This is a genomic window from Candidatus Tectomicrobia bacterium (assembly GCA_016192135.1).
Lineage (GTDB): Bacteria > UBA8248 > UBA8248 > UBA8248 > UBA8248 > 2-12-FULL-69-37.
Map to the genome: position 1 here is coordinate 129,224 of JACPUR010000038.1, position 12,422 is coordinate 141,645.

The 12,422-nt window shown below is 68.8% G+C and carries 11 protein-coding genes; all 11 read left to right on the top strand.

Annotated elements, in window-relative coordinates:
- Position 1 precedes the first annotated feature (1 nt).
- The 11 genes from HYZ11_16280 to HYZ11_16330 all read left to right on the top strand — a co-directional run bounded on the left by HYZ11_16280 (position 2) and on the right by HYZ11_16330 (position 12,346).
- Entirely contained in the window at positions 2–982 is a 981-nt protein-coding gene (locus tag HYZ11_16280; protein MBI3129165.1) for an alpha-ketoacid dehydrogenase subunit beta, read from the top strand.
- Between the two features lie 32 nt (positions 983–1,014).
- On the top strand, positions 1,015–2,319 hold the full coding sequence (locus HYZ11_16285; protein ID MBI3129166.1) for a 2-oxo acid dehydrogenase subunit E2: 1,305 nt from the start codon (positions 1,015–1,017) through the stop codon (positions 2,317–2,319).
- A gap of 118 nt (positions 2,320–2,437) precedes the next feature.
- Positions 2,438–3,241: a PAS domain S-box protein gene (locus tag HYZ11_16290; GenBank protein MBI3129167.1), complete on the top strand. Its 804-nt coding sequence runs from the start codon at positions 2,438–2,440 to the stop codon at positions 3,239–3,241.
- Positions 3,242–3,530: 289 nt separating this feature from the next.
- A complete protein-coding gene (locus HYZ11_16295; GenBank protein ID MBI3129168.1) occupies positions 3,531–4,352 on the top strand; it encodes a GAF domain-containing protein in 822 nt (273 codons plus the stop codon).
- Positions 4,353–4,713: 361 nt separating this feature from the next.
- Complete coding sequence (locus HYZ11_16300) at positions 4,714–5,547, top strand: GAF domain-containing protein (GenBank protein MBI3129169.1); 834 nt, start codon at positions 4,714–4,716, stop codon at positions 5,545–5,547.
- 209 nt (positions 5,548–5,756) lie between these two features.
- Positions 5,757–6,614 (top strand): PAS domain S-box protein, encoded by an 858-nt coding sequence (locus HYZ11_16305; GenBank protein ID MBI3129170.1) that lies wholly within the window; start codon positions 5,757–5,759, stop codon positions 6,612–6,614.
- 250 nt (positions 6,615–6,864) lie between these two features.
- A complete protein-coding gene (locus tag HYZ11_16310) occupies positions 6,865–7,734 on the top strand; it encodes a GAF domain-containing protein (protein ID MBI3129171.1) in 870 nt (289 codons plus the stop codon).
- 196 nt (positions 7,735–7,930) lie between these two features.
- A complete protein-coding gene (locus tag HYZ11_16315) occupies positions 7,931–8,803 on the top strand; it encodes a GAF domain-containing protein (GenBank protein MBI3129172.1) in 873 nt (290 codons plus the stop codon).
- 448 nt (positions 8,804–9,251) lie between these two features.
- Entirely contained in the window at positions 9,252–10,130 is an 879-nt protein-coding gene (locus HYZ11_16320; protein MBI3129173.1) for a PAS domain S-box protein, read from the top strand.
- Between the two features lie 280 nt (positions 10,131–10,410).
- On the top strand, positions 10,411–11,238 hold the full coding sequence (locus tag HYZ11_16325) for a GAF domain-containing protein (protein ID MBI3129174.1): 828 nt from the start codon (positions 10,411–10,413) through the stop codon (positions 11,236–11,238).
- A gap of 277 nt (positions 11,239–11,515) precedes the next feature.
- Entirely contained in the window at positions 11,516–12,346 is an 831-nt protein-coding gene (locus HYZ11_16330) for a PAS domain-containing protein (GenBank protein MBI3129175.1), read from the top strand.
- The last annotated feature ends 76 nt before the right edge of the window (positions 12,347–12,422 follow it).

Sequence of the window (12,422 nt, forward strand, 5' to 3'; positions counted from 1 at the left end):
GATGCGCGAGATTCTCTACCGGGAGGCCATCGTCGAGGCGATGGCCGAGGAGATGGAGCGGGACGAGACGGTCTTCGTCATGGGCGAGGACATCGCCGAGTTCGGCGGCTCCTACAAGACCACCGTCGGCCTGCTCGAGAAGTTCGGCAAGGAGCGGGTGCGCAACACCCCCATCGCCGAGCAGGGCATCGTGGGCGCGGCCCTGGGCGCGGCCCTCATGGGCATGCGCCCCGTCGCCGAGCTCATGTACATCGATTTCTCCGCCGTGGCGATGGACCAGATCGTCAACCAGGTGGCCAAGGTGCGCTACATGTTCGGGGGCAAGGCCAAGACCGCCCTCGTCATCCGCACCCAGGGAGGGGCGGGCCGCAGCTCCGCCGCCCAGCACGCCCAGAGCCTGGAGGCCTGGTTCGTCCACGTCCCGGGGCTGAAGGTCGTCATGCCCTCCACCCCCCGCGACGCCAAGGGGCTCCTCAAGAGCGCCATCCGGGACGACGATCCCGTCTTCTTCATCGAGCACAAGCTGCTCTACCTCCAGAAGGGCCCCGTGCCCGAGGGGGACTACACCATCCCCCTGGGAGTGGCCGAGGTGAAGCGCGAGGGGCGCGACGTGACCATCGTCGCCACCTCCTCCATGGTGGGCAGATCCCTCCAGGCGGCCGCCGAGCTGGAGAAAGAGGGCGTGAGCTGCGAGGTGGTGGACCCGCGCACCCTCTTCCCGCTCGACAAGGAGACCATCCTCGCCTCCGTGCGCAAGACCGGCCGCCTCCTCGTCACCCACGAGGCGGTGCAGCGCTGCGGGTGGGGGGCCGAGATCGCCGCCATCGCCGCGCGCGAGGCCTTCGACTACCTCGACGCCCCCATCGTGCGCGTCTGCGCGAAGGAGACCCCCGTGCCCTTCGCGCCCAAGCTCGAGGGCCACGTGATCCCGAACAAGGACGACGTCATCGCGGGCGTCCGCACCCTGCTGCAGACCGCCTGAGCGCGGCAGCGGCGACAGGAGCCGACACAGCCATGGCCACACCGCTTCCCATGCCGAAGCTCGGCCTCACGATGGAGCAGGGGACCATCCTCAAGTGGATGAAGCCCGAGGGCGCCCCCGTCGAGAAGGGCGAGATCATCCTCCAGATCCAGACCGACAAGGTGGAGTACGAGGTCGAGTCCCCGGACGGGGGCGTGCTCCTCAAGACCCTGGCCGGCGAGGGCGACGCCGTCCCCTGCGGGCAGAACGTAGCCGTCATCGGCCGGAAGGGCGAGGACGTGAGCGCCTTCACGGGCGGCGCGGCCCCCAAGGCGGAGAAGCCCGCCGCCCCCGCGCCCTCCCGGGCGGAGGCCCAGCCCGCCGCCCCCGCGCCCTCGGCCCCGGTGCCCCAGGCCCCCGCGGGAGCGCCCGCGGCCGGTGGAGAGTCGGCCCCGCCCCGGGACGGGAGGGTCTTCGCCAGCCCGGCCGCCCGGCGCGTGGCCCGCGAACTGGGGATGGACTACCGCACCCTCAAGGGCTCGGGCCCCGGCGGGAGGATCGTCCAGGCCGACGTCCGCGCGGCCGCCCAAAGCCCCGGCAGGACCGCGGGAGCGCCCCGCGTGGCCGCCCCCCCCGCCCCGCCCGCGGCCGCCACGGGCCCCGCCGCCGTCGCCGCGAAGAAGCCCGTCGCCGGGATGCGCAAGGTCATCGCCCAGCGCATGGCCGCGAGCTGGAGCGCCGTCCCCCGCGTCACCCTCCAGGCCGAGGTGGACCTCACGAACCTCCTCGCCGTCCGCGAGGCCAGCCGCAAGGCCTGGGAGCAGGACCTGGGGGTGAAGGTCTCGATCAACGACCTCATCCTCTTCTACACCGCGCGCGCGGTGCGCCGCTGCCCGGCGGTGAACGTGCGCCTGGCGGGGGAGGAAATCCACCAGATGGCCGACGTGAACCTGGGCATCGCCGTCGCCGTCGAGAACGGCCTCATGGTGCCCGTCATCCGGGGGGCGGACCAGAAGCCCATCGACGCTCTCGCCCGCGAGGCCCGCGCCCTGGCCGAGAGCGCCCGGGCGGGGAGCCTCCCCCTCTCCGCCCTGGAGGGCGGCACCTTCACCGTCTCGAACCTGGGCGCCTACGGCATCGACCACTTCTCGGCCATCGTGAACGCTCCCGAGAGCTGCATCCTCTCGGTGGGGGCGGCCCGCGAGCGCGCCGTGGTGCGCGAGGGCCAAGTCGTCCCCCGCACCACCGCCTGGCTCGGGATCAACGCCGACCACCGCATCGTGGACGGCGCCCCCGCGGCCGGGTTCCTCTCGACCCTCAAGGACATGCTGGAGAACCCCAAGGTCATGCCGGCGTAGGACCTGCACGAATCCACGCAGCCGGGGCGCGGTCCTCCGCGCCCCGGTTGTTTTTTTTAATTTGTTTCATTTTTTCTTGATTTGTCTTCTTATAGAAAAGCCGCCTTTGAGCGGTCCCATGCCCGACGTGAAAATCCTCACAGAAATCGTCGAAATCGGCACCCACCTCGTGAGCGCCCGCTACGGCGCCTTGGGAAAACTGAACGCGCGGGGAGACGCCCTCGAGCAAGTCCTCACGGCCGGCACCGCACCCGCCATTTCCTCCCCCGCGAGCCTCGGCCTCCTGAGCCCCATCATCCGGGAGCCCCGGCCCCTGCGGCTGAAAGATGTGTCCCTGGACCTCTCCCTGGCCGGTTTTTCCAGGATCCGCCTGAAGGCGCGCTCTTATCTGGCGGTGCCGCTCTTCCACCGCAGGGCGCTGAAGGGGGGGCTTTGCTTCCTGGAGAAGCAGGGAGCGCCGGAATTCAGGGTGGCGGACGAGCGCTTGGCCGAGAGCCTCGCGCGCCTCGCCATGAGGACGCTGGAGAGCGAGACGGACCAGACCGGCATCCGCCAGGCCCTGCGCTTCTTCCGAACCGCCGCCGAGGAGAAGGATGACGCCGTCATCATCATGAGCCCGTCCCGCGAAATACTTTCGTGGAACGACGGCGCGAGGAAGCTCTTCGGCTATTCGGCGGAGGAAGTTCTGGGCCTGTCGTTCCTGGATCTGCTTGTGCCTCCGGAAGGGCGCGCCAGGTGGAGCAGACACACCGAGCCCCGGCTGGCGCGGGAACTGCGGGAAGGAAAGACGGTCCACTATGACACCATGCGCCTCCGCAAGGACGGCACGAGGATTCAGGTTAGCGTGACTTTGTCTCCCGTCTATCACGAGATGGCGGGCGTCAACCTGGTGACGGGCATCCATCGATCCAAGAAGGCATGACGGGAAGCGTTTCCCCAAAGCCATTCCGGCTTGCGAAATGCTCTCCAGCCGCAAGTCCCTCGCCACCCTCAAGGACATGATCGAGAGTTCCAAGGTCATGCCGGCGCAGGAGACAGGTCTTTTTTCACCCTCCCGGCGCCTCCTCTCTTGAGTTAAACCCCGGGGAAAGCTCCGGAAAAGTGGACAATTTCGTTTATTTTTTTCTTTTTAGAAATAGAGTATATTGGTGGGGATCTGCATGAGTCTAATTTGAGTCTTTTGGTCCAATCCCCGTGAGGCTTGTGCGGCCTTGCCCCAGACGAAGGTCCTCCTGCAGGAGCTCGTGGATCTGGGCGTCCGCGTGGTGGAATCGCGCTACGGCGCCCTGGGGGTGCTGACCGGGCTGGGGGAGGCCTTCGCCGACTTCCTCACCGCGGGCATCGACCTCAAGTCCCGCCTGGCCATCGGGGCCAACCCCCTGGGGGTGGGCCTCATGGGCGTCATCCTCCGCGATCCCCGCCCCCTGCGCGTGCCGGACATCGGGCAAGACCCCCGCGCCGTGGGCTTTCCCCCTCACCATCCCCGGATGCGGTCCTTCCTCGGGGTCCCGATCCGGGCCGGCTGGAAGGTGCGCGGGGGCCTCTACTTCACCGGCAAGGAAAGCCTCCCGGAGTTCCGGCCGGAGGACGAGCGCCTGGCCGAATGCCTGGCCCGGCTGGCGGCGGAAATCCTCGACGGCAAGATGGGCCATACGGCGGTCCAGCGCTCCCTCAAATATCTCCGGGACGGCGTGGACGGAGAGGGCGAGGCCGTCGTCATCATGGGCCCGGGCCGCGAGATCATCCGGTGGAGCGGAGGAGCCCGGGCGCTCTTCGGCTTCACCGCCGACGAGGCCCTGGGACGGAGGTTCGTGGACCTCCTTGTGCCTCCCGAGGACCGGGAGCGGTGGCGGAGGCAGTTCGAGCCCCACCTCATGCGGGAACTGAGCGAAGGCAAGGTGTACCGGGCCAACGTCACCCGCCTCCACAAGAGCGGCCGGCGGCTCCCGGTCCGCATCACCCTCAGCCCCATCCTCCACGAGATGGCCGGGGTCAAGACCATCGTGGGCGTCTACAAGTTCAAGAAAGAGTGACCTTCGCCAGGCGTGCCCGCGGATTCTCAAGGATGTCATTCCGAGCGGAACGAAGGCGCGAAAGAATCCCGGTTTAAAACCGATATCCTTCGCGGAGCCTGGCCTGAGCGCAAGCGAAGGGCTCAGGATGACACCTTCGCGGAATCGTAGGGGCAGGCCCCCGTGCCTGCCCCGGGCGGCCACAGGGGGCCGCCCCAACGGACCCATGGCTGAATATCACACGCACGCAAGCCTCCCCTTTCCCCGCCTGAACTTTTCGCCGAAAAACAGGTCAACCACTCTTTCGGTTTCACCTTTCCCCGCCCCTGCGGTAAAATTCGGGCGTTTGGCCGCCGCAATCCTCAAGGAAACCTTTGGCCCCATGCCCGACACCCACATCCTGGAAGAGATCGTGGAACTGGGCACCCGGCTGGTGGGCGCCCGCTACGGCGCCCTCGCGGTGCTGAACGAGCGGGGCGGCGCGGTCCAGACGTTCGTCACGGCCGGGATGGAGGCGGAGACCCGCGCCGCCATCGGCGCCCCGCCCCGCGGCCTGGGCATCCTGGGCGCCCTCATCCGGGAGCCCCGCCCCCTGCGGCTCAAGGACCTGGGCCTCGACCCCCGCTCGGCGGGCTTCCCGCCGGGCCACCCGCCGATGCGCTCCTTCCTGGGCGTGCCGCTCCTGTCCGAGGGGAAGGCGTGCGGGAACTTCTACTTCACCGAGAAGGAGGGAGCGGAGGAGTTCAGCCCGGCGGACGAGCGCATGGCGGAGAACTTCGCCCGCCTCGCCGTCCGGGCCATCCAGCACCCGGCGGCCCACGCGGGCATCCGGCGGGACCTGGAAACCTTCCGGAGCGCGGCTGCGGATCCCGGGGCCGTCATCATCGTGAACCCGGGGCGCGAGATCATCGTGTGGAACGAGGGGGCGCGGGACCTCTACGGCTATACGCGAGAGGAGGCCCTGGGCCGGCGCCTCGAAGAGCTGCTCATTCCGCCGGAGCGGCGGGAAGCCTGGCTGAACCGGTATCTGAACGAGCACGTCCGGGACCTTCGGGCCGGGAAGACGGTTCAGTACAATGGGACGCCCCTCCACAAGAACGGCCGGGAAATCCACGTGAGCGTGACCTTCTCCCCCATCCGCCACGGCGAAGCGGGGATCATGGCGGTCACCGGGACGCTCAAGGTCACGAAGAAGGACGGGAACGAGGCGGCGTGACGCCGCCCCCCGGGTAAGAAATTCTTCCTCCGCCTCCCCGGCCGAAGGCCCTCGCGTTCCGGTCCGTCCTCCTATCCCGGGGCGCCGCGCGGCCCGCGGCCCGCCATGTCGGGCCGCGCCCTGGAGGCCCTTCCTTGCCAGAACCGCCCGGGTATCGGATACTGACATTCGAGGGAAATGCTGTGTCGACGCCTGTTCCGGCAACACCAATGCCTACTCCCGAGAAAACACCCCGTCCCAATTTCCGGGGCGCCGATTCCCTGCAAGAGCTGGTGGACGTGGGGACACGGCTGGCCGGGGCCCGCTACGGCGCCCTCGGCGTGCTGAACGAACGGGGCGACGCCTTCTCCCGCTTCCTCACCCGCGGCATCAGCAAGGAGATGCGGACCGCCGTCCCCTTCGTCCCCGCGGACCGGGGGCTGCTGGCCGCGCCCATCCTGGATTCCCGGCCCTTGCGGACCAGGGACATCCTGCGCAATCCGGGGGCCGGCGCGCTGCCCGAGAACCGCCTGCCGGTGAGCAATCTCCTCGCCCTCCCCGTCCTGGCGGAGAAACGGGTGCTCGGGGGCCTCTACTTCGCGGAGAAGATTGGCGCCGCCCAGTTCCGGGCGACGGACATCCCCCTGATGCAGAACTTCGCGAACCTGGCGGCCGAGCTGATCGAGGGGCTGGCGGGCCCGGAGGAGACGGGGCGCTTTCTCGATATATTCCGGGAAGCCCTGGAGACGGACCTGGCCTGCCTCATCACCGACCCGTCCCGGCGGATCGTCTTCTGGAACCCGGCGGCCCGCCGCCTCTTCGGCCATGCGGAGGAGGAGGCGCTGGGACGGCGTTTCGAGGAGGTGCTGGTCCCGCCGGAGGAGTTCGCGGTGTGGAGGAAAAGCTTCATCCCCCGCGTCCTGCGCGAGTTCATGGACGGCAAGGAGGTCCGCTACGAAGCCCCGCGCCTGCACAAGGACGGCCGGCGGGTCCGGGTCGGCGCCCTGCTTTCCCCCGTCATCCAGGTCCGGGGCGGGATCGCCGCCATCACGGTCATCGGGAAATATGAGGGAATCTCTCCATTTTGACCGCGCCGTCCCGCGAGCGCTCAGGTGTTTTCCTTACTTGACCGGGGGAGCCGGCAGGTCTCATCTTGACAGGCAATGTCCAACCCCTGGCCCGGGAGTCCGGATCCGCTCCGCCGCTTCCCCCGCCCGTTCATGCCTCACGGTTCCGTGCGTCGGCATAACTCATTTCACATTGCCGGAAGTCCGAATATGGTTTAAAGTTCCAGGTTAACTTTGGCACAGGCCGGATTCCGCCTGATAAGGAAGGCAAATGCCCGAGACGAAACTGCTGGAGGAAATTGTCGAGCTGGGCGCCCGGCTCGTGGGCGCCCGCTACGGCGCCCTGGGGGTGCTGAACCCGCGCGGGGACGGCCTGGAGCGCTTCATCACGGCGGGGATAGACGAGGAATCCCGAACCCGAATCGGCAGTCTCCCGACGGGCAAGGGCATCCTGGGGGCCCTCATCCGGGACCCCCGGCCCCTGCGCCTGGCCAACCTGCACGCCGACGCCCGCTCCGTGGGCTTTCCCGGCAACCACCCCCCGATGAACTCCTTCCTCGGGGTGCCCCTCTTCTTCCAGTCGCACGGGGGGGTGTACGGGAACTTCTACTTCACCGAGAAGGAGGGCGCCCCCGAGTTCAGCGCGGCCGACGAGCGCCTGGCGGAGAACTTCGCCCGCCTCGCCGTCCAGGCCATCGAGAACCCCATGTCCGTGGAAGAAGGCCTCCGGCGGGACCTGGACGCCTTCCGGACCGCGCTGACCGAAACCGGGGCCGTCATCATCACGAACCCCGCGCGCGAGATCATCCTGTGGAACGCGGGGGCCGAGGAGATGTTCGGCATCCCCAGGGAGGACGCCCTGGGCCGCCGCATTGAGGAGCTGCTCGTGCCCCCCGAGGAGCAGGTGGAGTGGCGGCGGCGCTACGTGCACGACCACACGCGCGACCTCCGCGCCGGGCGGACGGTGCGCTACGAGACCACCCGCTTCCACAAGGACGGCCACCGGCTCGCCGTCACCGTGACTCTCTCCCCCATCCGGCACGGCTCGGCCGGCATCATGGCGGTCACCGGCGTGTACAAGATCGCCAGGGTGGTCCATGATAACGGCGCGCCCCTGAAGAATTCGCCGCAGGCGATGTAGAGCGCGCCGGCCCGCCTCCCGCGCGGGGCCGCCGATGCGTCCGCGGGGCGCATGCCGCCGCCGGCCACGGCTGTAGGGGCGTATCGCGATACGCCCCTACAAAAGGGGAAGGCCGTGGGTTTTCCGCCCCCGCGATAGAATCTCGCCCGGGGTTCCGCTAGAATCATCCCGCCCGAGAACGCATCGAGAACGGCACATGCTCAGACCGCGCTCTCTCCTGGACCTCCTGCAGCAGGCGCTGGACCTCGGCATCCGCCTGCTGAGCGCCCGCTTCGCGTCCCTGGCGCTGCTGGACGAGCCGGGAACGGCCTTCGAGCACTTCCTCGCCGCGGGGACGGACGGCGCCCTCCCCTCCCCGCCCCCCGATCCCCGGGGCCGGGGCATCCTGAGCCTCCTCATCCGCGATCCGAGACCGCTGCGGCTCAATGACGCCGCCGAGGACCCCGCCTCGCTGGGATTGCCCGGCCGCCTGCCGCCGGTGGGCTCCTTCCTCGGGATGCCCATCACCTCCCGCGGCAAGGTGCGCGGGACCCTCTGCTTCGCCGAGAAGAAGGCCGGGCCGGGCTTCCGGCTGGCGGACGAGCGCGTGGCCGAGAGCCTCTCGCGCCTGGCCGCGGACATCCTGGAGGACGTGGCGCCCCGGACCGAGATCCTGCGCTCGCTCGAGCTCTTCCGGGGGGTCCTCGAGCCCGGGGCTTCCGTCATCACCACTCCGGCCCCCGTCCGGGAGGTCCTCTACTGGAACAAGGGAGCGGAGGAGCTTTTCGGCTTCACGGCGGAAGAGGCCCTGGGCCGGCGCCTCCCGGACCTCAACGTGCCCATGGAAGGGCGCGAATACTGGCGAAAGCACATCCAGCCGGGCCTTATGCTCCGGCTGCAGGAGGGCAGGGACGCCCCCTTCGAGGCCTTCCGCCTCCACAAGAGCGGCGAGCGCATCCGGGTGCGGGTGGTGATGTCCCCCATCCGCCACGAGGTGGCCGGGATCATGGCCGTCACCCGGGTCTACAAGTACCGCCGGGCCCGGCCGGAGGATATCCAGAACCCCGTCCCGGGGTCGGACCTCTTCTGAGGCCGCGCGGGGGGACACCCGGTAGTGGGTCAGTCGGGCGATTCTGCCGTCATCTCGAACGCGGCCATTCCCTCACCCCCCGCCCCTCTCCCCCCTCCCGAACCGGCAGGCCGGTTCGGGGACCCGAAAAGACGGGGAGAGGGGCGCAGAGGCCGCGAAAACCGGTGAATGGGCATCTCTCCCTCTCCCTCTGGGAGAGGGCCGGGGTGAGGGGTACTGGCGGCGGAGGCCCATTTATGCAAACCGGTTCGCTGCCAAACGCCCGCCTAGTGCCCCACCGAAAGGCCCCGGGTACGCCTGGGTAACGTTTCATTTACATTCAATGAGTTACCTCCTATTATTTAACATCTTCCTTTGAAAATCCTCTTGCAAAACACCCCATATCGCGGCTAAGGTATTTCCTGGATAAGCCGCCGTCGTGGAACCACCCGCGGTGGAAGTGCCTGGAATGCGCCATACGGGAACCGAACGACAGCAGATCACGAACGAGGAGCTCCTCCAGCAGATCATCGACCTGGGCCGAAGGCTGGTCGGCGCGCGCTACGGCGCCCTCGGCCTCCTGCGCCGCGACGGGCGCGGGTTCTCCCGGTTCATCACCTCCGGCATGAAAGAAACGGCCGCCGGGGCGGTCTACCCTATCCCGGACGGGCGCGGCCTCGCGGGCGTCCTCATCCGCGACCCCAGGCCCCTGCGGGCGGCGGCCACCGAAACCCTCGAAACCACCGGGATGACCGAGAGCCACCCCCGCCTCAACTCCTTCCTCGGCGTGCCGCTCGTCTGCCGGGGCAAGGTGTGCGGCAACCTCTACTTCACCGAAAAGATCGGCTGGCCGGAGTTCCCGCCCACGGACATCCGCCTGCTCCAGAGCTTCGCCCGCTGGGCCTCCGAGGCGGCGATGGGCATCTCGGCCCCCGAGGAGATCCAGAAGTGCCTGGCCCTCTTCCGCAGCGCCCTGGACGAGCGCACGGCCGCGGTGACCATCGTGGACCCGAGGCGGGAGTTCATCCTGTGGAACCGCAAGGCGCGGGCCCTCTTCGGCTACACCGAGAGGGAGGTCCTCGGCCGGCGGGTCGAGGAGGTCCTCATCCCCCCGGAGGAGGCCGGGGAATGGAAGCGGAACTTCCTCCGGCGCGTCGCGCAGGACCTCCTGGACGGAAAGCAGGTCCACTGCGAGGGGACGCGCCTGCACAAGGACGGCCGGCGCATCCACGTCCGGATGGTCCTCTCCCCCGTCATTCACGACGCCGCCGGGGTCCGGACCGCCACGACCATCACGAAAATGAGGCCGATCGGCTCCACGGCGTTCGGCCGCCCGGCACAGGGGTGAGCTCGCATTCACCCTATCCCGCCTCAGAGCCGAAATCTCGACCCCCCCCCATCCCCCCCTTGAATAAGGGGGGGATGGGGGGGGTTGCCGCGCAGGGGCGCATGGGCGATGCGCTCCCGCCCAATCAACTTCTTCTCCCCGCCCTATCCGGGGGCGCCCCTGTCGGCGCCTGCATGCTCCGCGCGGTAGAATTTTCCCCCGCGCTCGCTTACAATAAATTAACACCGGAAAATTTGGAGCGTCCCGTTCCGGGGACGCGATCCGCGCGAGAGAAGGACCCATGAAAGCGCCCGACGACGGCAACGGCAAGGGCCCGGAGGGGGGGCCGCTCCAGGATCTCATCCAGCTGGGCACCCGCCTCCTGAAGGCCCGCTACGGCGCCCTGGCCCTGCTGAGCGGGCGGGGGGAGGGTTTCGATCAGTTCATCACGGCCGGCATCCCCGAGGAGACCCGGAGGGCCATCGGCGCCTTGCCCCAGGGCCGGGGGCTGCTCGGAGTCCCCATCCGGGACCCGCGGCCCCTGCGGGTGAGGAACATCGCCCGGGACCCCCGCTCCGCCGGCCTTCCCAAGAACGCCCCTCCGATGCGCTCCTTCCTCGGCGTCCCGATCTTCTCGAACCGCAAGGTGCAGGGCGGCCTCTATTTCACGGAAAAGACGACGGCGCCCGAATTCCGGCCCGCGGACGAGCGCCTGGCCGAGAGCCTCGCGCGCGTGGCCGTCGAACCCCGGCCGAGGATGCGGCGCTCCCTCGACATCCTGCGCCAGGCGGCGGGCGGGACGGGCGCCGCCGTCATCACGAGCCAGGCGCGCGAGATCATCTTCTGGAGCGACGAGGCCCGGCAACTCTACGGCTACACCGAGGACGAAGTCCTGGGCCGGAGCTTCGTGGATATCATCGTGCCCCCGGAGGAGCGGGCCGCGTGGAGACGGGTGAACCAGCCCCGCCTGACGCGGGAGCTGCAGGAGGGCAAGGTCGTCAAGCTGGAGGCCCAGCGGCTCCGCAAGGACGACACCCGGATCACCGTGATCGTGACCGTGACCCCCATCCGCCACGACGTGGCCGGCATCACCGCCCTCACCAGCGTCCACATCATTCAAAAGATATGAGCGCCGGCGGACGGGGGGGGGCGAGCGGCGCGCGCCACCTCGCTCATTCGGACATCCGGACTGTCATCTTCCCGGGCGTTCCCGTCCCCGCCGTCCGTTTCAAGATGATTCGAAATTGGCATCCCCCGGCGGCGAGCGCTGATAAAATCGCGCGATCCCGCGAAAATATGAAACAAACCTGAATCGAGTGCGCTTATAATCATAATGGTAATCCCAGCGCTCCCAGCGCCTCAGGATTCTTCCTGCGGCCTTGGCCTCTCTCTCTTCAAGGGCAGCCTTGTCCGCACTGCGAAGCAAGCACCCCTCTTACGACCGCGATCTTCTCCAGGAGATCGTCAACCTGTCGACCCGCCTCCTCGGCGCCCGCTCCGGCGCCCTGGGCCTGCTGAACGAGCGGCGGGACGCCTTCGAGTGTTTCATCGCGGCCGGGAGCGGGCGGGAGGAATCCTCCGCCGTCGGCCCCCTCCCCCGGGGCTGGGGGCTGATGGACGCCCTCATCGATGACCCCCGCCCCATCCGGCTGGTCGCGCCGCGCGAGAGGGGCGCCGACGGCAAGAGAGCCCCCGCCCGCTCCTTCCTCGGGGTGCCGCTCCTCTCGGGGAAAAAGCACTGGGGAAACTTCTACTTCGCCGACAAGGAAGGAGAGCCGGAGTTCCGCCCCACGGACGAGCGCCTCGCCGAATGCCTCGCCCGGATCGCCGCGGATTACCTGCAAGGCGCCCTGCCGAGGGGAGAGGCCTCCCGCTACATCGGCCTCCTGGAGGGCGCGCTGGAGGAGGCCGGCGCCGTCTGCATCACGGATCCCTCCCGCGAGATCATCTTCTGGAACCGCGGGGCCCGGCGCCTCTTCGGCTTCACCGAGCGGGAGACCCTCGGCCGCCCGTTCGTCCACCTGCTGGTGCCTCCCGAGGAGAGGCAGAAGCGGCGGCGGGGCTTCGATCCCAGCGTCCAGCGGACGCTCTTGAACGGCATGACCGCCCAGGCCGACTGCATCCGCCTTCACAAGGACGGGCGGCGGCTTCCCATCCGTATGACCGTCTCCCCCATCCTCCACCGCGTGGCGGGCATCGTCGCCATCACCTGCGTCGGCCGGTACGAGCGCCTCTGAGAGAAGACGAGCCGGGCTCTCCTTTCTCCTTCCTTTCCTCCCCCGAAATGTAACTTCCGTTATCGCACCGGCTCGA

Coding starts and splice junctions, on each gene's coding strand:
- HYZ11_16280 (MBI3129165.1), top strand. CDS start 2: ATGCGCGAGATTCTCTACCGGGAGGCCATCGTCGAGGCGATGGCCGAG.
- HYZ11_16325 (MBI3129174.1), top strand. CDS start 10,411: ATGAAAGCGCCCGACGACGGCAACGGCAAGGGCCCGGAGGGGGGGCCG.
- HYZ11_16310 (MBI3129171.1), top strand. CDS start 6,865: ATGCCCGAGACGAAACTGCTGGAGGAAATTGTCGAGCTGGGCGCCCGG.
- HYZ11_16315 (MBI3129172.1), top strand. CDS start 7,931: ATGCTCAGACCGCGCTCTCTCCTGGACCTCCTGCAGCAGGCGCTGGAC.
- HYZ11_16320 (MBI3129173.1), top strand. CDS start 9,252: ATGCGCCATACGGGAACCGAACGACAGCAGATCACGAACGAGGAGCTC.
- HYZ11_16290 (MBI3129167.1), top strand. CDS start 2,438: ATGCCCGACGTGAAAATCCTCACAGAAATCGTCGAAATCGGCACCCAC.
- HYZ11_16305 (MBI3129170.1), top strand. CDS start 5,757: ATGCCTACTCCCGAGAAAACACCCCGTCCCAATTTCCGGGGCGCCGAT.
- HYZ11_16285 (MBI3129166.1), top strand. CDS start 1,015: ATGGCCACACCGCTTCCCATGCCGAAGCTCGGCCTCACGATGGAGCAG.
- HYZ11_16300 (MBI3129169.1), top strand. CDS start 4,714: ATGCCCGACACCCACATCCTGGAAGAGATCGTGGAACTGGGCACCCGG.